The following is a 19,568-nucleotide window of genomic DNA, read 5'->3' on the forward strand; positions in this document are numbered from 1 at the left end:
CCTACCTCGCCAGCGAAAACAGCGCCTCGCAATCGAGATGCCGCTCCAGTTCCTCGGCAATCTCGTCAAGGGCGGCTTCCACGGTGGCGCGATGATCGCTGCCGGCGCCGCTGACGCCCAGACCGACAAGGAAGCGGGCGCGAAACGCATCGGCCCCGAACAGGCCGTGCAGATAGGTGCCGAACACCTTGCCGTCGGCTGAAACGGCACCGTCGGCGACCCCGTCGATGATCGCGGCCGGCCGCGCGCAATCCGGGCCGGTGGTGCGGCCCATATGGATTTCGTAACCCGACAACGGAGTTTGGAAGATCGTCGAATGCGCCGTGACGTTGCGCACCATCTTTTCCGGTTCCATCACGGTCTCGACATCGAGCAGGCCAAGCCCCTTGGCCTCGCGCACGCTGCCTTCGATGCCATCCGGATCGCGCACGGTCCTGCCCAGCATCTGGAAGCCGCCGCAGACGCCGACGATGGCGCCGCCGCGCGCGCGGTGGGCTTCAAGGTCGCGCTCCCAACCGTATTCGCGGAACGCCAGCAGGTCGCCGATGGTCGATTTCGAGCCGGGGATGACGACCAGCCCGGCATCGGCCGGCAGCGACTTGCCGGGCGGCACGAACACCACCTCGACCGCCGGTTCGGCCTTCAACGGGTCGAGGTCATCGAAATTGGCGATGCGCGGCAGCATCGGCACGGCGACCTTCAGCGCTCGGCGCTCGCCTTCCGCCAACCGTTCCAGCGTCACCGCATCCTCGGCCGGCAGGCGTGCCGCCGCCTTCAGCCACGGCACGACACCGAAGGAGCGCCAGCCGGTGAAACGGGCGATGGCGGTGAGACCGTCGTCGAACAGCGAAACGTCGCCGCGGAACTTGTTGACGATGTAGCCGGCGATCGTCGCGCGGTCCTCGTCGGGCAGGATCGCATGCGTGCCGACGATGGAGGCGATCACGCCGCCGCGGTCGATGTCACCGACCAGCACCACCGGCACGGCGGCGCGCGTGGCGAAGCCCATATTGGCAATGTCGTTGGCGCGCAGGTTGATCTCCGCCGGCGAGCCGGCGCCCTCCACGATGACGAGGTCCGCCCCCTCGCCCACTTTCGCCCATGAGTCCAAAACTGCCGCCATCAGGCTTTGCTTGAGCCCCTGATAGTCCCGCGCCTTCGCCTCGCCGAACACCTTGCCCTGCACGATGACCTGCGATCCGATATCGGTCTGCGGCTTGAGCAGGACCGGGTTCATGTGCACGGAGGCCGGCACGCCGCAGGCCAGCGCCTGCAGCCACTGGCCTCTGCCGATCTCCCCGCCGCCCGCTTCGCCCGGCAAATCGGCGACGGCCGCGTTGTTCGACATGTTCTGCGGCTTGAACGGTCTTACCTTCAGCCCGCGCCGGCGCGCCGCCCGGCACAGGCCAGCCACCAGCACGGTCTTGCCGACATCCGAGCCGGTACCTTGCAGCATGATCGCGCGCGCCATGGCTAACGTCCCAGTTCATCGAAAATTGTCGGCACGTCTGATCTCGCGCATGAATTCACGCACAGCCGCTGCGCATAAAGCGTAGGTTGCGCGACCGCATCATTGGTCTAGATTGACCCTAGCGCATAGCCGAAAACGGCTGGCCAAGCTAGGCGTGCGCAGGCCGGGAGGATGCCATGGACAGCGCCGTTCAAGCCGCAGGCAGTCAATTCGAACTCAACGAGGACCAGCGCGCCATCCAGGCGATGGCCGAGGCCTTCGCCGCCGAGCGCGTCGCGCCCAACGCGCTGGAATGGGACCGCGAAAGGCATTTCCCCGCCGACGTGATCCGCGAAACCGGCCCGCTCGGGCTCGGCGGCATCTATATACGCGACGATGTCGGCGGCTCGGCGTTGGGGCGGCTCGATGCCGTATTGATCTTTGAGGCACTGTCGCGCGCCTGCCCCGCTTTCTCCTCCTTCATCTCGATCCACAACATGGCGGCCTCGATGATCGACCGCTTCGGCTCCGACGAGCAGCGCCAGCGCATCCTGCCGAAGCTGACCTCGATGGAATGGCTGGCGAGCTACTGCCTGACCGAACCGGGCTCGGGTTCGGACGCAGCAGCGCTGAAGACCAAGGCCGAGCGCAGCGGCGGCAACGGCTCGGACTATGTGCTGAACGGTGCCAAGCAGTTCATTTCCGGCGCTGGCGATTCCGACGTCTACGTCGTCATGGCGCGTACCGGCGCCGATGGCCCGAAAGGCATCTCGACCTTCGTCGTGCCGAAGGACGCGCCCGGCCTCTCCTTCGGCGCCAACGAGAAGAAGATGGGCTGGCACATGCAGTCCACCCGCCAGGTGATCTTCGAGGATTGCAAGGTGCCGGCCGAGAACCTGCTTTCCAGTGAAGGCGCCGGCTTCGGCATCGCCATGGCAGGCCTCGACGGCGGCCGCCTCAACATCGCCGCCTGCTCGCTCGGTGGCGCACAGTCGGCGCTCGACAAGGCACTGGCCTATGCCTCCGAGCGCAAGGCTTTCGGCAAGACGATCGACCAGTTCCAGGCGCTGCAGTTCAAGCTGGCCGACATGGAAACGGAGCTGCAGGCCTCGCGCATCTTCCTCTACGCCGCCGCCTCGAAGCTGGACGCGAAGGCGCACGACGCCTCGAAATGGTCGGCCATGGCCAAGCGCTTCGTCACCGACACCGGTTTCCGCATCGCCAACGATGCCCTGCAACTGTTCGGCGGCTACGGCTACCTGCACGACTACGGCGTCGAGAAACTGGTGCGCGACCTGCGCGTCCATCAGATCCTCGAAGGCACCAACGAGATCATGCGGGTGATCGTCGCGAGGCATATGATTGGAAGGCAATAAGGGAATACGGGATTAGGGGAATAGGGCGACTTGTTCCACAATCCACTCTCCTATTCCCTTACTCCCCTATTCCCTCATTCCCATCTGAGGAGGAACTCACCATGACCACCCTAACCATCGCCTTCATCGGTCTCGGCAACATGGGCAACCCGATGGCTGCCAACCTCGTCAAGGCGGGCCATGCCGTGCTCGGCTTCGATCTCGTGCCGGAGAACCTGACGGTGGCGAAGGATCACGGCGTCACCGTCATGGCGAATGCGGCCGCCGCCGTGAAGGATGCCGATGTCGTCATCACCATGCTGCCCGCCGGCAAGCATGTCCTTGCGGTCTATGACGACATCGCGCCGAAGGCCAAGGCACGCAGCCTGTTCATCGATTCCTCCACCATCGACGTCGAATCGGCGCGCAAGGCGCACGCCATCGCTCAGAAGCACGGCCACGTCTCCGTCGACGCGCCTGTCTCCGGCGGCACCGGCGGCGCTTCGGCCGGCACCCTGACCTTCATGGCCGGCGGCGCCGAGGATGCCTTCGCCCGCGCCGAACCGGTACTCAAACCGATGGCCGGGCGCATCGTCCATTGCGGCGGCGACGGCGCCGGCCAGGCGGCAAAGATCTGCAACAACATGCTGCTCGGCATTTCCATGATCGGCGTGGCGGAAGCCTTCGTGCTGGCCGAAAAGCTCGGCCTCTCGCATCAGGCGCTGTTCGACGTCGCCTCCACCTCGTCGGGCCAGTGCTGGTCGCTCACCACCTACTGCCCGGTTCCCGGCCCCGTGCCGGCCTCCCCCGCCAACAAGGACTACAAGCCGGGCTTTGCCGCAGCCCTCATGCTGAAGGACCTCAAACTGTCGCAGGAAGCCGCCCAGGCGTCCGGCGCCGTGACGCCGCTGGGCGCCGAGGCCGCGCAGCTCTATGCGCTTTTCAACGCGCAGGGAGGCGCCGGCGCCGATTTCTCCGGCATCATCAATTTCCTGCGCGGTGACGCCGCGTAAACCTCGAAGCTCATTCCGCTTTTTCTAAAATTCGCGGCGATAAAAGTTACAAATTTAGGTTTGCTTAAGCTCTCGCTAACCACGCGGTAACGATGTGCCTGTAGAACGGATTGCGAGGCGGACATCACGCACCGCCCGCGCTCCGGATCAGGTCTCGCGTACCGGAGCCGATGCCTTCGCAGCGTTTGTAAGCGTCGGCCATGCGTATCTGGCAAAGCCGCGTTCCCCGGGAGCGCGGTTTTTGCGTTCAACCCGACGCTTTTGCCGACAGGCGCCTGTAGTTCGCCCGCACGCGCCGGCTTGCCGGGCGCAACGCCGCATCGAGCGAACGCTGGAGCGCGACGCCGTTCCAGATCGACGGTACCTGTCCCGACAGCAGCTCCGGCCAGAAAGAGGCCGCCGACACGGCCATCGAAATCTGCGCGGCAACAAGGCCTTCCGTCGCCGCCGCCGCCTTCTCCGCCACGGCGCGGAACGATTCACGCGGCCAGTGGTCAGGGTGGCGTGCCTCACCCATCAGGGCCGGCAGCCTGAGCCAGACCACCATCGGCGCCAGCAGGAGATCGCCGCCGGCAAGGCCGGTGCCGAAGCCCGTCCGTTTCTGCATGTTCGTCCCCGCCCCCTCGATGCCCACCCGTCAATGAATGTGTGAAAGGCGCCACCGGGCGGATCGTTCCGTCCGGTGGCGCGGATCGTTCAGCGCCGCAGATCGGCTTCCGCAAGGTCGAGCGCCTTGCGGATGCGCTCGCAGGCCATGTCGATGGTATCACGCGTCCAGATCAGCGGCGGCGACAGGATCATCGTGTCGCCGGTCGCGCGCATCATCATGCCGTTGTCGATGGCGTGGTCGCGCACGACGACGGCCGCACTTCCCGACGGGCTGAAACGCTCCTTCGTCGTCTTGTCCTTGACGATCTCGATGGCCCCCATCAGGCCGAAGGAGCGCACCTCGCCGACCAGCGGATGATCGGCGATGCGTTCCCCAAGCGCCTGCGCGAAATAGGGACCGGTATCGTTCTTCACGCGCTCTACCAGCCCTTCGCGCGCGATGATGTCGATGTTGGCAAGCGCCACCGCGCAGGCCACCGGGTGGCCCGAATAGGTGTAGCCGTGGGCGAACTCGCCGCCTTTCTCGACCAGCGTGGAGGCGATGCGATCGCCGACCAGCAGCGCCGACAGCGGCTGATAGCCGGAGGTCAGCGCCTTGGCGGTGGTGATCGTGTCCGGCCTGACACCGAACGACTGTGCCGCGAACCATTCGCCGGTGCGGCCATAGCCGGTGATGACCTCGTCCAGCATCAAAAGCACGTCGTATTTGCGGCAGATGCGCTCGACCTCCGGCCAGTAGCTCATCGGCGGGATCTTGACGCCGCCGGCTCCCATGATCGGCTCGCCGATGAAGGCGGCCACCTTGTCGGCGCCCGCCTCCAGGATGGCGTCCTCGACGGCCTTGGCCGCGCGCAGGCCGAAATCGTGGTCGCTCTCGCCGGGCAGCGCAAGCTCGTAGGCGTAGGGCATCATCACATGCACGATGTTCGGCACCGCACCGCCGAGCTGCTTGTGCATGGCCTCCATGCCGCCGAGCGACGTGCCGGCGACGGTCGAGCCGTGATAGGCGTTCTTGCGCGAAATGATGCGGTTCTTCTCCGGCTTGCCTTCGAGCGCCCAGTAATGACGCACCAGCCTCACCGCCGTGTCGTTGGCCTCCGAGCCGGACGAGCCGTAGAAGACCTGGCTGACGCCTTCCGGCGCGATCTCGACCAGCTTCTGCGAAAGCAGCACCGGCGTCGGCGTCGAGCATTTGAAGAAGGAATTGTAGTAGGGCAGCTCCTTCATCTGCTTGTAGGCGGCGTCCGCCAGCTCGTCGCGGCCGTAGCCGACGGCCACGCACCACAGGCCGGCCATGCCGTCGAGCAGCTCGTTGCCTTCCGAATCATAGATGTAGGGCCCGTCCGCACGAGTGATGATGCGCGAGCCGGCCTCACGCAGTTCCTTGTGGTCGGTGAAGGGGTGCAGGTGATGCGAGGCGTCGATCTGCTGAAGCTGCTTCAGCGAATAGTTCTGGTAGCTCATGATTGGCTCCTTCCTGTTGAATCGATCCGGCAGGCGTGCCGGCATGGATGTCAGGAAAGCGCGGGCGGTGAATAGCCGATGCGCGCGCACAGCCTGAGCAGCTCGGCATGGCGCGTACGCCGCGAGCAGGTGAGCAGCGTGATACCGGCGATGATCCCCTTCATTCGCATGGCGAAATCATGCCTTACCGCCCTTGCGGCGGCAAGAGGGGCGAAGCGGGCGCGGCGGGCCACCGCAATGTCGTTTCCCTTGCCCAACGGGTCGCCGCCTCCGCAATCGCGCCGTCGGCGGAGGTCCATTATCGCCGCCAATCGCCTACCGTGAGCCCATCGTCATGACCGCAGCCCTTCCCGCCACCGAACCGACCGCACACGCCGAACGCGCCCGCCGCGGCGGCCGGGCGGGCAAGCGCGCCGGCGGCGCGGCCGCTTTCGACCAGCCGGCGTTCCGGCAGCTTCGCAACCCGCTGAAACCGACGCCGTTCATTTCCGAGGACGAGCTGGAGCATATCCATCTCGCCTCTCTCAGGGTGTTGAAGGAGATCGGCGTCGACGTGCTGCACGACGAAGCGCGCCGCATCATGAAGGCGCACGGCGCCGATGTGCGCGACGGCACCGAGCGCGTGCGCTTCGACGCCGACATGATCCTGGAGCTGATCGCCCACGCGCCGTCCGAATTCACGCTTCATGCCCGCAATCCCGCGCACAACGTGCAACTCGGTGGCGACAACATCATATTCTCGCAGATGGCATCGGCGCCGAACTGCTCCGACACCGACCGTGGACGTCGCGCCGGCAACCAGGCGGACTTCCGCAATCTGGTCAGGCTCGGCCAGATGCACAACATCCTGCATGTCACCGGCGGCTATCCCGTAGAGCCGGTCGATATCCATCCGGCGGTCCGGCATCTGGAATGCCTGCGCGATTTCGTGCTTCTGACCGACAAGGCCTTCCATGCCTATTCGCTCGGCCGCGAGCGCAATCTCGACGGCATTGAGATCGCTCGCATCGGCCGTGGCGTGCCGATGGAGCAGTTCGTCCAGGAGCCGTCGCTGCTCACCATCATCAACACCAACTCGCCGCTGAAGCTCGACATTCCGATGATGGAAGGCATCATCCAGATGGCCTCGCACGGCCAGGTGGTGATCGTCACGCCCTTCACGCTGGCCGGCGCCATGGCGCCGGTGACGGTGGCCGGCGCGCTGGTGCAGCAGAACGCCGAGGCGTTGGCCGGCATCGCCTTCGCCCAGATGGTGAAACAAGGCGCGCCGGTCGGCTATGGCGGCTTCACCTCCAATGTCGACATGAAGTCGGGCGCGCCGGCCTTCGGCACGCCCGAATATATGAAGGCGCAGCTCGTCGGCGGCCAGCTGGCGCGGCGCTACAGGATTCCCTACCGCACCTCGAACGTCTGCGCCGCCAATTCGGTCGATGCGCAGGCGGCCTATGAAAGCGTCTTTTCCCTGTGGGGCTGCGTGCAGGGCGGCGGCAACTTCATCAAGCACGCCGCCGGCTGGCTGGAAGGCGGCCTCACCTGTTCCTACGAGAAGACCATTCTCGATATCGACCTGCTGCAGATGGTGGCCGAGTTCCTGACGCCGCTCGACCTGTCCGAGGCGGCGCTGGCGGTCGACGCCATCCGCGACGTCGGCCCCGGTGGCCACTTCTTCGGCACGCAGCACACGCAGGATCGCTACAAGACCGCCTTCTACCAGCCCGTCATCTCCGACTGGCGCAACTACGAGACATGGGCCGAGCATGGTGCGCCGACCGCCGTCGAGAAAGCCAACCGCATCTGGAAGGACCGGCTGGCGAGCTACGAAGAGCCCTACATCGACCCCGCCACCCGCGACGAGCTGAACGCCTTCGTCGAGCGCCGCATCGCCGAAGGCGGCGCGCCGACGGATTTTTGAGGTTCAACCCTCTGGTCCCAAACCAGATGTTTCAATCCAAAGCCGATTCAATTCCTGAAAGCATGAGATCAACCATATGAAATCCCACGCAAAAGCGATTGTCATCGGCGGCGGTGTCGTCGGCTGTTCGGTGCTTTATCACCTTGCCCGCGCCGGCTGGTCCGACGTCATGCTGATCGAACGGTCGGAACTGACTTCCGGCTCGTCCTGGCACGCGGCCGGCGGCTTCCACACGCTGAACGGCGATCCCAACGTCGCCAAGCTGCAGGCCTATACCGTCCAGCTCTACAAGGAACTGGAAGAGCTTTCCGGCCAGTCCTGCTCGCTGCACCTGACCGGCGGCGTCATGCTGGCCGACAGCCCGGAGCGCATGGACTTCCTGCGCCTCGCCCACGCCAAGGGCCGCTATCTCGGCATGGACACCGAACTGATCACGCCGTCCGAGGCCAAGGCGATGTTCCCGCTGATGGACGAAAAGCATTTCGTCGGTGCCATGTGGGACCCGGTGGAAGGCCATCTCGACCCGTCCGGCACCACGCACGCATATGCCAAGGCAGCGCGGAAACTCGGCGCCGAGATCGTGCTGCGCAACCGCGTCGTCGACCTCACCCAGGAGCCCGACGGCACCTGGAACGTCGTTACCGAGCAGGGCACGGTGAAAGCCGAGCACGTGGTGAACTGCGGCGGCCTGTGGGCACGCGAGGTCGGCCGCATGGTCGGCGTCGAACTGCCACTGCTGGCCATGGAGCATATGTACCTGCTCACCGAGCCGATGCCGGAAGTGGAAGCCTTCAACAAGGAAACCGGCCGCGAGATGGTCGGCGTGCTCGACTTCAAGGGCGAGATCTACACCCGCCAGGAGCGCAACGGCGTTCTGCTCGGCACCTACGAGAAGGCGTGCAAGCCGTGGTCGCCGGTCAACACGCCGTGGGATTTCGGCCACGAACTCTTAATCCCCGACCTCGACCGCATCGCGCCTTCGCTGGAAGTCGGCTTCCGCCACTTCCCCGGCATCGCCAATGCCGGCATCAAGCAGGTCATCAACGGGCCCTTCACCTTCGCGCCGGACGGCAACCCGCTCGTCGGGCCGGTACAGGGCCTGACCAATTTCTGGTGCGCCTGCGCCGTCATGGCCGGTTTTTCGCAGGGCGGCGGCGTCGGACTGGCGCTGTCCAACTGGATGGTGAACGGCGATCCGGGCTTCGACGTCTGGGGCATGGACGTCGCCCGCTGGGGCGAATGGGCGGGCCTGCGCTACACCAACGCCAAGGTGCGCGAAAACTATTCGCGCCGCTTCTCCATCCGCTTCCCCAACGAGGAACTGCCGGCCGCGCGCCCGGCGCAGACGACGCCGCTCTACGACACGATGTTGGCGCAGAATGCCGTCATGGGCGATAGCTGGGGGCTGGAGACGCCGCTGTGGTTCGCGCCGAAAGGCACGGAGCCGAAGGACATCGTCTCCTTCCACCGTTCCAACGACTTTGGCCCGATCGGCGAGGAAGTGCGCGCCGTGCGGACAAGCGTCGGCGTCACCGAGATCGCCAACTTCGCCAAGTACGAATTCACCGGCCCCGGAGCGGAAGCCTTCCTCAACCGCATCCTCACCAACCGCATGCCGAAGAAGGGCCGCATCGTGCTGTCGCCGATGCTCAACGAATTCGGCAAGCTGATCGGCGACTTCACCATCGCGCATGCGGGCCCAAGGGGTGGAGAAGACCGATTCATGGTCTGGGGCTCCTCGGCCGCCGCGAAGTACCACATGCGCTGGTTCGAAAAGCACCTGCCGAAGGACGGATCGGTGCGCATCCACCGCTTCGACCAGACGCTGGTCGGCCTTTCCATCGCCGGGCCGAAAAGCCAGGAACTCCTGCAGAAGCTTGTGGACGTCGACGTATCGTCCAAGGCCTTCCGCTTCATGGACTTCCGCGAGATGGCGGTCGGCGGCGCGCCCTGCATGGTCAACCGTATCACCTACACCGGCGATCTCGGCTACGAGATCTGGATGCAGCCGGCCTACCAGCGCCTGGTGTACAAGGCGATCAAGGAGGCTGGAGCCGAATTTAGCATCGTCGATTTCGGCATGCGCGCGCTGCTGTCCATGCGGCTGGAGAAGAATTTCCCGACATGGTTCCGCGAGCTTCGGCCGATCTACGGGCCGTTCGAGGGCGGCATGGAGCGCTTCATCAGACTAGAGAAGAACGACTTCATCGGCCGCGACGCCGCCGCGAAGGAACTGGAGGCAGGCCCGAAGCTGAAGCGTGTTTCCTTCGTCGTCGATGCGCTGGACGCCGACGTGATGGGCGACGAACCGATCTGGGCGAAGGTCTCGACCGACTACGGCACGGTGGACAAGCCGCACGGTTACGGCGCCCCGCGCTTCGACGCCAAGGGCAAGGAAGTGCGCGTCTCGGCGGCGGACGAAGGCGCCTCCTCCATCCGCGGCATCGTCGACGGCGACTGGCGCGTCGTCGGCTGGGTGACGTCTGGCGGCTACGCCCACCACGTCGAAAAATCCATGGCGCAGGGCTACGTTCCGGCCGCCCTTGCCGACAAGGAAGACGCAGGCCTGTTCGAGATCGAGATCCTCGGCAAGCGCCGCCCCGCCCGCATCAATACCGAACCGCTGTTCGACCCGAGCGGCGAGAAGATGCGCGGTTAGGAGGCAACAAGCATTCCGGCTTCGGTTGCCGCCTCGCGCAAGGCGTCAACCGTTTCCCGCGGCAGGCCTTGCGCGCAGATGTAAGGCAACCCCTCGCGCCTGCCGGTCCAGCCGACGACGGCAAGTTCCTTCGCTGCCGGCTCGAAGCGCTGCGCCATCGACCAGCTACGGCAGTCGATGGCCGCGACATCGGCTCTGCCCTCGGCGACGGCGACGATCGATGCGCGATGACCGCCACTGACGATGCGCTCCGAAAAGATGCCGATGCCCTCGCCCATCGCCTCCAGATCGCTGGTCAGAGCCAGGATGCCAGACATGGAATCGGCGCCGTTGAAGGCAAAGCGCTTGCCGCGCAGGCGGTCGGGGGGAAGCACCGCGCGGCCATCGGCGGGCGCCGGCACGCCGGCATGTGGCGTCTCGTTCCGTCGCATCACCACTGCGCTCGAATAGAGTTCGCCCTGCCCACCCTCGAAGGCCGAGTAGTCCGGTTGGCCGATCACCTGCACATGGTCCGCCAGCCCCAGCCCCATAGGTCCCCAGCAGGTCTGCGCGAACAGCAGCGCCGGATCGCGCCACAGCGCGGCAGGCTCCAGGCTGCCATCCGGCATGTTGGTCCGCGTCAACGCATCCGGCGCATCCACGCCGCGCCGGCGCAGGGCATCCCGCAGCCGCACCCATTGGGCATCTGTCTCGGTGTGGACTTCCGGCCAGTCGTACATGGGCAAGGCGGCGATGAATCGGCTCATCACATCATCTGCCGGGAGCGCGAGCCCGAATGCAAGCCGGCAACCAGCTCACTCTTTCGGCGGCTCGGCTGGCACGGGAGCGGTGCCGGCGCCGGTGACGGAGCGCGCTCGCACCCGCGGCTTGAACGCCCGGCCATGTTCCGGCTGACGCCGCAGAACGGGATGCACCACCGGTTCCTTCGCCTTGAAGGCATAGGCTTTCAACAGGGCGAAATAGTTCGCGTAGGCATAGCCGTTGTTGGCCTTCAGCCATGCCTCGCGGTCGTCGCGGAACAGCTTCGGCAGGCTGTACCATGCCACGGTCGGCTTCTTGTGATGAACGAAATGCAGGTTGTTGTTGAGGAACAGCAGCGACAGCGGCGAGCGCTCGACGATGATGGTGCGCCCCTCCGGATGCTCCGACCACTGATGCTCGGCGAAGGTGCGGATGGCGATCAGCGATTGGCCGAACCACATCGGCACCAGCACGTAGAGCCACAGCGGCATGCCGAAGCCGTAGGCGACGAGCGGCAGCACCATGGCAAGGCCAATGCCGTGCAGCAGCCAGGCCTTGCGGATCGCCTTGTCGCCGGCCGCGGCCTGGCGGAAGTCGTCGATGAAAAAGCCGATCATCGATAGCCAAGGCCCGAGGAAAAAGCGCCCTGCCATAGTGTTGTTGACCTTGAGCAGCGTCTGCATCCAGCCCGGCAGGGCTTCGTGCATCCACAGCGCCTTGTAGTAGCTTTCGGGGTCGTCCAGCGGATCGGTAAGCCGTTCGTCGGCGTGATGGCGCAGATGCAGCGTCTTGAAGCGACGGTAAGGCCACACAAGCCCGATGGGTAGGAAGACGAAGGCCTCGTTGACCAGCGCGTTCCGCGTCGGATGGCCGTGCAGCACCTCATGCGTCAACGACGATTGCAGCGCGACGGTGAAGGTCAGCAGGACCAGCGCCAGCATCGGATAGGACGGCCAAAGCAGCAGGCCGGCCGCCAGCCAGGCACCGTAGCAGACGACGGCCAGCAGGACGGTCGGCCATTCAACCGCCGCCGCCCTTCCAGTCCTGTCTCGTCTGCGTGCCATGCCTTCACCACTTGCCGGAACCGCGATTCGGCTCCTGACAGCATTGTGTCAGCAGAGACGAGGCAGTCGCAACGCGACAATGCGCACAAACTGTTGCGATTGCGCCACTTGAGCATCAGATGTTATACTTAGCAAACAAATGGAAGGATTCATTTACCCGCAGCCGGGGAATACGCCCTGCATCGGGCAAATTTTTCCTCTAGCAGTGAGTTCGGCCCGATGGACAAGCGCGATCTCTCCACCCTTTTCCGCGAGCGGCTGAAGCTGCTCCTGACACGCTCCGACCTGAACCGGTCGGCTTTTGCCGCCACCGTCGGCATCGACCGTTCGGCGCTGTCGCAACTGCTGTCGGGTGCCTCCACCCGCCTGCCCCGCGCCGAAACGCTGCTTGCCATCGCCGCCGAGTTCAAGGTGTCGCTCGACTGGCTGCTCGGCCTGTCGCACGACGAAGGCGTCACCGGCGAAATCCGCGAAAGCCTGGAGATCGAGGAAGCCTCGGGCGGCTTCGACCGGACCCTGCTGGCGAAGTGGCACGCCGAGGCCGTCGGCACCAAGATCCGCTACGTGCCGGCCGGCATCCCCGACCTTTTGCGCACGGAAGCGCTGGTCGACTACGAGGCCGGCATCACCAACCGCAACCGCGAGGCGCAGGCCGACGAGACGCAGTACCGCATCGACTACAGCCGCCGGCCGGAAACGGACATGGAGGTGTGCATGCCGCGCCACACGCTGGAGATCTTCGCGCGCGGGCTCGGCATCTGGAACGGTTTCCCCCCGCAAGAGCGGCGTGCCCAGCTCCTGCACATGGCAGCGCTTCTGGACGATCTCTACCCGACCTTCCGCCTGTTCCTCTATGACGGCCGCATGCGCTATTCGATCCCCTACACCATATTCGGGCCGTATCGCGCGGCTATCTATGTCGGTGATATGTATCTGGTGTTGAACGCTCCGGCCCCGATCCGCACGCTGACCGGCCATTTCGACCAGCTCATCCGCGCTGCGGAGATCAACGCCCACGAGGCCGCCGCCTTCACCCAGCGCCTTGCCGACGAGACATTCGCCGGCGGCGGCTGAGCATCGCTTTTGCGCAGGAAGGGAGACTTGCCATGCAGGAGACCGAACGAACCGTCATCCCCCCGCAGTCCGGCCACGCATTCCGTCTCGCCAAAGGCCAGCAGTTGCGCATCACCGACCCGAAGGGCGCGCAGGTGGCCGACCTGTGGGCGTTCTCCACCGACGGCAATCTCGACTGGCTGAGCGCATCGCAGACGCGCGACATCATCGAGCGGCTGTTCCCGACCGTCGGAGAGAGTTTTTACGGCATGTCCGGCGAAAAGCTGCTGACGCTGGTCGAGGACGCCTCGCCCGGTCCGCACGACATGCTCTTCCCGGCCTGCAATCCCGCGCTCTACCGGCGCGCCGGCTTCGAGGACCACCCCAGTTGCGCCGCCAACCTGCACAAGGCGTTGACCGAGGCAGGCGTCTCCTTCCCCTTCACGCCCGACCCGGTCGACTTCTTCCAGAATTCGCTGCCCGCAGCGGACGGCACGCTGGTCGTCGCCGCATCCATCAACCCGCCCGGCGCCTATGTCCGGTTGCGGGCGGAGCGCGACCTGCTGGTCATCGTCACCGCCTGCAGCGTCGACCATCACCCGACGAACGGCGACGCCTGCACGGAGATCGAGGTGGAGGTGCTTGCCGCGGAAGACTGAGCGGCGACGAGCATTTCCGAAAGGGATACCGTTGACCACATATAAAGAATTCTTTATATCCTTATTCAACTCCCCGATCCGGAAAGCACTCGCATGACGAACCCCATCGACGCCCTCATCGCAGAGAAAGGCGTGCTTCTGGCCGACGGCGCCACGGGCACCAACCTGTTCGCCATGGGGCTGGCCGCCGGCGAAGCGCCGGAACTGCTGAACGAGACGGCGCCCGAAACCATCGTCAAGCTGCACCAGGGCTTCGTCGATGCCGGCGCCGACATCATCCTCACCAATTCCTTCGGCGGCACCCGCCACCGCCTGAAGCTGCACCACGCGCAGGGCCGCGTGTTCGAGCTGAACAAGCGCGCCGCCGAGATCGCCCGTTCCGTCGCCGACAAGGCCGGCCGCAAGGTCATCGTCGCGGGCTCGGTCGGACCCACCGGCGAACTCTTGGTCCCGCTCGGCGCCATGACCTACGAGGACGCGGTGGACGCCTTCGCCGAGCAGATCGAGGGGCTGAAGGCCGGCGGCGCCGAAGTCGCCTGGATCGAGACCATGTCGGCGCCCGACGAAATCCGCGCCGCCGCCGAAGCCGCCATTCGCGTCGGCCTGCCCTACACCTATACCGGCTCCTTCGACACCGCCGGCCGCACCATGATGGGCCTGCTGCCGAAGGACATCCATGCCGTCGCCGACGGCCTGGCGCAAGCGCCGCTCGGCGTCGGAGCCAATTGCGGCGTCGGCGCCTCCGATATCCTGGCCTCCCTGCTTGACATGACGGCGGCGAAGCCGGAGGCGACGGTCATTGTCAAGGGCAACTGCGGCATCCCCGAATTCCGCGGCTCGGAAATCCACTATTCCGGCACGCCCGAGCTGATGTCCGACTATGTGCGGCTGGCGGTGGACGCCGGCGCCAAGATCGTCGGCGGCTGCTGCGGCACTTCGTTCGCCCATCTGGCCGCCATGCGCAAGGCGCTCGACGCGCACGCCAAGGAACAGCGCCCGACGCTGGAGACCATTGTCGAGCGCATCGGCCCCCTGCGCAACAAGGCGGCCAGCGAGAACGGCGGCAATGACGGCGAAGGCCGTCGCGAGCGGCGGCGCCAACGGGCCTGACGGGCAGGCTCAGCCAGCCTTTTCTACCTTGCCGGAAAACGCTCAGAGATCTTCTGAAAAGCCGTCAGGCCGAGTCGGAAACGGTGGCTGGCGAGCACCGGAGCGGAGCGTACATCAAGTACGTGAGCACCGGAGCGCACTCAGACGCCGTTTTCGATTCGGCCTCACGGAATTTTCAAAAGATCATTCAGGACGCGGTGGTAGAACTCTTCCTGCTCCTCCAGCCAGGCATAGGCCTGCGGCCAGCTCCCCGGATCGGTCACCGGCAGCGGCAGGTTCGTGAGATAGCAGCAGCCGACGTAACCGCTCAGGCTGGCGCCGAGCGCTTCGCCGAGTTGCGGCTCATGGCCGGACAGGCGATTGAGCGTCGTGCGATAGCGCTCCCCGCGCTGCCCCCTGACGAACAGGCCGACGCTGCGGTTCGTCAGGTAGAGCGAAATCACGAGATCGTCCGACACCCGCCGCCAGCGCGAATAGAGGCTGCCGTGCTCGATCAGGACCGGGCGGCGGTGGGCGATGTAGCCGTCCCAGAAGGACTTGATCTCCGGCGAAGAGATCGAGCGCAGCCCGCGTCGCGCGATGTCCCATTCGTCCAGACCGCCGTTCGGCATGCGTTACCCTTTGTCGTCCCATTGATCGGCGAGGCCAGTTTCGCCGCGCTGACCGTATCTGGAACTTGCTTGCGCAACCACGCCTAACTCATGTCTCCGAAAGTGGCCCCGGTTTCGGGGCAAAGACATGCGTAAAATCAAAAAAGCTAAAGCGTACGGAGCGAATCTGAAAGATCGCGACACGCTTAGCTGCGGCCTGAGGGAATTTTCAGTCGTTTTCGCCATAAGCCGCGAACACCGAGGCCTGATCCGCGCGGACACCGTTGTCGCCGCGCATCTGCATCAGCGTGTCGGACGCGCGCGGGTCGCTGACCTTCGATGTCGAGCCGAAACCCTCATTGCGCAGCGCCGGAATGGCGGCGCTCCGGCCCGGCTCGCCGGCGGCGTCGCGCCTGAGAAGAGCGGCATCGGCGGGATGCGAGCCGACCTTGTTGGCGCTCTCATAGGTGGAACCCGTCCCCCAATGCGACCGGTCGATCACCCTGGGCGCTGAACCGAAGACCTGCACGAACCGCTCCCTCAACGTCTTGCACAGGACCGATAGCAAGCACGGCTTTCAAAGCCGTACCGGAAATCCACGGCATTTTATCCAACCGCCGGTTCAGGTAAAAAAGGCCGGCAAGGTTTCCCCTGCCGGCCTGCCTCACCCGCCCGTAGGCCCGTTCCCCGTATCAGAACGATCCCATCTGAAGGGAACGGGCCGTCATCGCCACTACCGCTTTCCGCTCAGCGCCGAGGCAAGGCGCACGAGAGAGAGGAACTCGGACCTGTACCCGAACGGGTCGGTTCCTCGGGCGGCGGTGGCAATCTCGGCAATCCGGTCGAAGCTGAACTTCGCCGTGGCGTCCTCGTCGCGCAGCTTCTGGCCGAAGGCGGCGACCGCGACGGAAAAGCGCTGGTCGGTACCGGCGGCGTCGAAGGACGACACCTCGTTGGCAGCCGTCACCGGCGTGGTGATGAGCCTGGAGGTGTCCTCGTTCGGCAGCTTGTAGCGAATCTTGACGAAGGCATATTCATCCGCGTTGGCCACACCGCCATTGGCGGTCGAGGCATCGCCGTAGCGCAGGTCGTCGATCTGCTGCGCAGCACCCTTCGGCGTGATCTCGTAGATCGCGGTGACCGAATGGCCGGAGCCGATGTCGCCGGCGTCGACGCGGTCGTTGTTGAAGTCCTCGCGATTGAGCGCCCGCGTCTCGTAGCCGATCAGCCGGTATTCCGCGACCTTGGCCGGGTTGAACTCGACCTGGATCTTCACGTCCTTGGCGATCGGGAACAGCGTCGAGGAAGCATCCTCCACCAGCACCTTCTCGGCTTCCGCCAGCGTGTCGATATAGGCGGCGGTGCCGTTGCCGTTCTGCGCGATGGTCTGCATCATCCGGTCGTTCAGGTTGCCCCGTCCGAAGCCGAATACCGACAGGTAGACGCCCGTCTTGCGCTCCTCCTCGATCAGCCGTTTCAGGTCGTCGTCGTCGGTCTGGCCGATGTTGAAGTCGCCGTCGGTGGCCAACATCACCCGGTTGACGCCGTCCTTGACGAAAGATCTCTCGGCCAGCCGGTAAGCCTCGCGGATGCCCGCCTCGCCGGCCGTCGTGCCGCCGGGCTGGAGCTTGTCGATAGCGGCGAGAATCTTGTCCTTGTCCGCCACCCTGGTCGGCTCCAGCACCGTGCCGGCGTCCCCCGCATAGGTGACGATGGAGATGGTGTCGTCGGCCTTGAGCTTGCTCACCAAGAGCCGGAACGCCGATTTCAGCAGCGGCAGCTTGTCCGGCTCGTTCATCGAGCCCGACACGTCGATCAGGAAGACGAGGTTCGCTTTCGGCTGCGTCGCCGGCTGCACGTCGTAGCCCTTGATGGCGACGTGCATCAGCTTGTGCCCGGCGTTCCACGGCGCCGGCATGACGGTGACGGTCGAGTTGAACGGCGTATCGGCCTTGTCCGGCCCCTTCCAGTCGTAGGGGAAATAGTTGACCATCTCCTCGACGCGCACCGTATCGGCCTGCGGCAGGAACCCCTGCTTCAGCGAACGGCGCACGAAGGAATAGGACGCCGTGTCGACGTCGATCGAGAAGGTGGAAACGGGGTCCTCCAGCGCCGAGCGCACCGGATTCGACTTGAAGTCCTCGAAACGGTCTCGGTTCTCCGCCTGCGGTGCCGGCATATCGGCAGGCGCCGGCATCGCCTCGGCCGAAGGCGCATAGACCTTGGGCTGGACCATGTCGCGGGTACGGCTTTCGGCCTTCGCCATCGGCTCCGCCAAACTACGCATCAGAACCTGGTTCTGCGCATTGCCGGAGGCAATCGCGCTCTCCTGCGCCGGCGCAGCCGGCGGCGCCATCAGCGTCTCGTCGAGGTCGCGGCTTTCCGTATCGGCCTGCTTGTCCTTGGCGGCGGCGCTCGTCGCCACCGGCTTGGTGCCAGACGGCTTTCCGGCATTCGTTTCGGTGATGGCGCTTTCCCCGCCGCCGAAATCGAATGACCGGTGGTCGAGCAGATAGAGCGCCGTGTAGCCGGCGATCGGCAGGGCGAGAAGGCCGGCGGCGGCCGGCGCGGCGATGAGCTTCTTCTGCATGATCTCCCTCCAGAGTTTTGTGGCTCGTGAGGTGAGACGGTGCGGCTCGGCGCTTCCTTGGGTCGCCGCCGAAATTTTTTCCTGCGGCTCGTCGAAAGCGGTCAGCGCGGCATGCAGCGCGCCGATCTTCGCTTCGGGGTTCGGGGCGGGAATGCGCAAGCCGCGCAGCTTTGCCAGTTCCTTGTCGTCGACCATCGGTCAATCTTCCCCGGCTGAGCGCATCAGCACTTTCAGCCGCTTCTTCGCTTCATGGATGTGCCAGGACACCGTGGCTTCCGAGATCGCCATCGCTTCGGCGGCGGCGGCATGGCTCAGGCCCTCGCCGTAGACGAGCAGCACGGCGTCGCGCTGCTTGTCCGGCAGTCGCCGGACAGTGCCCCACAGCGCCTCGGCCCGCTCGTCTGGCTCTTCAGGCGTCTCGCCGGCAATCAGCGCGTGGGTGCCGAAAGCCTGCACCTTGGCGCCCTCGCGCGCCGACTTGCGCGCATAATCGCGCGCGGCGTTCAGCGTCAGTGCATAGAGCCAGGTGGTGAAGGCCCCGCCGCCGCGATAGTCGCGGATGGCGCGGCCGATGCGCACGCACACCTCCTGGGCGATGTCCTCGGCATCGGCCTTGCGGCCGCACCAGCGGTAGGCAACGCGATAGACGAAGTCGTAGTGCCTTTCGACCAGCCTGCCGAAAGCCCCTCGATCCCCGTCCTTCGCCAGCCCGATCAGCTCGCTGTCGGAGGCTTCGCCTTCATCCAGCATCGTCGCCATCATTTGCCTGTTGGACGAAGCCTATCGGCGATTCCTTGGGGCAAAGGAAAGATTTTTTGCTGAAAGCAGGAAGGCGCCCGTTCTTGACGCCAGGATATCGCCCGCCGGATCAGAGCCGTTCCAGCGTCGCCGGGTCCTTCCGGCCATCGAAGAAACGGTCCAGAGCCCGCGTAAACAACGGCTTGTCCGGCGCCGCGGCGGCGAAGAGCGTGAGGCTGGAGCGCAGCTTCACGTCGTCGGGACTGCCGAAGATTTCATGCGCCGAACGGCCGGAAACGTCGAGCAGCGCCGCCACGCACTGTCTCAGGCGCTGACCCAGCACCGGATGACCGAGATAGGCGCGCGCCTCCTCGACCGAGCCGATCGCGTAACGCTGCGCCATCGCGCTGGCGCCCAGCCCGGCGATCTGGGGAAAGACGAACCACATCCAGTGGCTCGCCTTGCGGCCGTCACGCAGCTCCCGCAGCACCGTCTCGAACACCGGTGACTGAGCATCCACGAACCGTTGCAGGTCGAATGGATCGGGCGGCTCGGTCATGG

At 65.4% G+C, this 19,568-nt stretch carries 18 protein-coding genes; 7 read left to right on the plus strand and 11 right to left on the minus strand.

Annotated elements, in window-relative coordinates:
• Position 1: 1 nt before the first annotated feature.
• Positions 2-1,471, minus strand: coding sequence for a cobyric acid synthase (locus FGU64_RS05160; RefSeq protein ID WP_139951156.1), 1,470 nt, complete (start codon positions 1,469-1,471; stop codon positions 2-4).
• A gap of 176 nt (positions 1,472-1,647) precedes the next feature.
• Here FGU64_RS05160 and FGU64_RS05165 point away from each other — a divergent pair, with 176 nt between their 5' ends.
• Positions 1,648-2,826, plus strand: coding sequence for an isobutyryl-CoA dehydrogenase (locus tag FGU64_RS05165; RefSeq protein WP_139951157.1), 1,179 nt, complete (start codon positions 1,648-1,650; stop codon positions 2,824-2,826).
• Positions 2,827-2,927: 101 nt separating this feature from the next.
• Entirely contained in the window at positions 2,928-3,818 is an 891-nt protein-coding gene (mmsB, locus tag FGU64_RS05170) for a 3-hydroxyisobutyrate dehydrogenase (protein WP_139951158.1), read from the plus strand.
• Between the two features lie 247 nt (positions 3,819-4,065).
• On the opposite strand, the gene FGU64_RS05180 is transcribed toward mmsB, so the two are convergent.
• The 3 genes from FGU64_RS05180 to FGU64_RS05190 all read right to left on the minus strand — a co-directional run bounded on the left by FGU64_RS05180 (position 4,066) and on the right by FGU64_RS05190 (position 6,148).
• Positions 4,066-4,425, minus strand: a complete 360-nt coding sequence (locus FGU64_RS05180; protein ID WP_139951160.1) for a hypothetical protein — start codon at positions 4,423-4,425, stop codon at positions 4,066-4,068.
• 89 nt (positions 4,426-4,514) lie between these two features.
• Positions 4,515-5,891, minus strand: coding sequence for an aspartate aminotransferase family protein (locus tag FGU64_RS05185; RefSeq protein ID WP_139951161.1), 1,377 nt, complete (start codon positions 5,889-5,891; stop codon positions 4,515-4,517).
• Positions 5,892-5,941: 50 nt separating this feature from the next.
• Entirely contained in the window at positions 5,942-6,148 is a 207-nt protein-coding gene (locus tag FGU64_RS05190) for a hypothetical protein (protein WP_139951162.1), read from the minus strand.
• Positions 6,149-6,225: 77 nt separating this feature from the next.
• Between FGU64_RS05190 and FGU64_RS05195 the strand changes: the two genes are divergently transcribed.
• Entirely contained in the window at positions 6,226-7,803 is a 1,578-nt protein-coding gene (locus FGU64_RS05195) for a trimethylamine methyltransferase family protein (RefSeq protein ID WP_139951163.1), read from the plus strand.
• A 76-nt stretch (positions 7,804-7,879) separates the two neighbouring features.
• Positions 7,880-10,462, plus strand: a complete 2,583-nt coding sequence (locus tag FGU64_RS05200) for an FAD-dependent oxidoreductase (protein WP_139951164.1) — start codon at positions 7,880-7,882, stop codon at positions 10,460-10,462.
• On the opposite strand, the gene FGU64_RS05205 is transcribed toward FGU64_RS05200, so the two are convergent.
• Both FGU64_RS05205 and FGU64_RS05210 read right to left on the minus strand, forming a co-directional pair.
• Positions 10,459-11,208, minus strand: coding sequence for a PhnD/SsuA/transferrin family substrate-binding protein (locus FGU64_RS05205; protein ID WP_139951165.1), 750 nt, complete (start codon positions 11,206-11,208; stop codon positions 10,459-10,461). The genes FGU64_RS05200 and FGU64_RS05205 overlap by 4 nt on opposite strands.
• Positions 11,209-11,256: 48 nt before the next feature.
• On the minus strand, positions 11,257-12,267 hold the full coding sequence (locus FGU64_RS05210; protein WP_139951166.1) for a fatty acid desaturase: 1,011 nt from the start codon (positions 12,265-12,267) through the stop codon (positions 11,257-11,259).
• 219 nt (positions 12,268-12,486) lie between these two features.
• On the opposite strand from FGU64_RS05210, the gene FGU64_RS05215 reads away from it, so the two are divergent.
• The 3 genes from FGU64_RS05215 (at position 12,487) to bmt (ending at position 15,089) form a co-directional block, all read left to right on the plus strand.
• Positions 12,487-13,341: a helix-turn-helix transcriptional regulator gene (locus FGU64_RS05215; protein WP_139951167.1), complete on the plus strand. Its 855-nt coding sequence runs from the start codon at positions 12,487-12,489 to the stop codon at positions 13,339-13,341.
• Between the two features lie 32 nt (positions 13,342-13,373).
• A complete protein-coding gene (locus tag FGU64_RS05220) occupies positions 13,374-13,979 on the plus strand; it encodes an urea carboxylase-associated family protein (protein ID WP_136353255.1) in 606 nt (201 codons plus the stop codon).
• 93 nt (positions 13,980-14,072) lie between these two features.
• A complete protein-coding gene (bmt, locus tag FGU64_RS05225; protein WP_136353252.1) occupies positions 14,073-15,089 on the plus strand; it encodes a betaine--homocysteine S-methyltransferase in 1,017 nt (338 codons plus the stop codon).
• 164 nt (positions 15,090-15,253) lie between these two features.
• On the opposite strand, the gene FGU64_RS05230 is transcribed toward bmt, so the two are convergent.
• The 5 genes from FGU64_RS05230 to FGU64_RS05250 all read right to left on the minus strand — a co-directional run bounded on the left by FGU64_RS05230 (position 15,254) and on the right by FGU64_RS05250 (position 19,566).
• A complete protein-coding gene (locus tag FGU64_RS05230; protein WP_139951168.1) occupies positions 15,254-15,700 on the minus strand; it encodes a hypothetical protein in 447 nt (148 codons plus the stop codon).
• A 208-nt stretch (positions 15,701-15,908) separates the two neighbouring features.
• Positions 15,909-16,208 carry a hypothetical protein gene (locus tag FGU64_RS05235; RefSeq protein WP_139951169.1) on the minus strand — a complete coding sequence of 100 codons (300 nt, stop codon included), beginning with the start codon at positions 16,206-16,208 and terminating at the stop codon, positions 15,909-15,911.
• Positions 16,209-16,412: 204 nt separating this feature from the next.
• Positions 16,413-18,464: a VWA domain-containing protein gene (locus FGU64_RS05240; protein ID WP_139951170.1), complete on the minus strand. Its 2,052-nt coding sequence runs from the start codon at positions 18,462-18,464 to the stop codon at positions 16,413-16,415.
• A 3-nt stretch (positions 18,465-18,467) separates the two neighbouring features.
• The gene (locus tag FGU64_RS05245; protein ID WP_139955270.1) at positions 18,468-19,028 is read right to left on the minus strand and encodes an RNA polymerase sigma factor; all 561 of its coding nucleotides are present in this window, start codon (positions 19,026-19,028) and stop codon (positions 18,468-18,470) included.
• Positions 19,029-19,137: 109 nt separating this feature from the next.
• On the minus strand, positions 19,138-19,566 hold the full coding sequence (locus FGU64_RS05250; protein WP_139951171.1) for a DUF1810 domain-containing protein: 429 nt from the start codon (positions 19,564-19,566) through the stop codon (positions 19,138-19,140).
• Between the last annotated feature and the right edge of the window lie 2 nt (positions 19,567-19,568).

The organism is Mesorhizobium sp. 8 (assembly GCF_006351905.1).
Lineage (GTDB): Bacteria > Pseudomonadota > Alphaproteobacteria > Rhizobiales > Rhizobiaceae > Mesorhizobium > Mesorhizobium composti.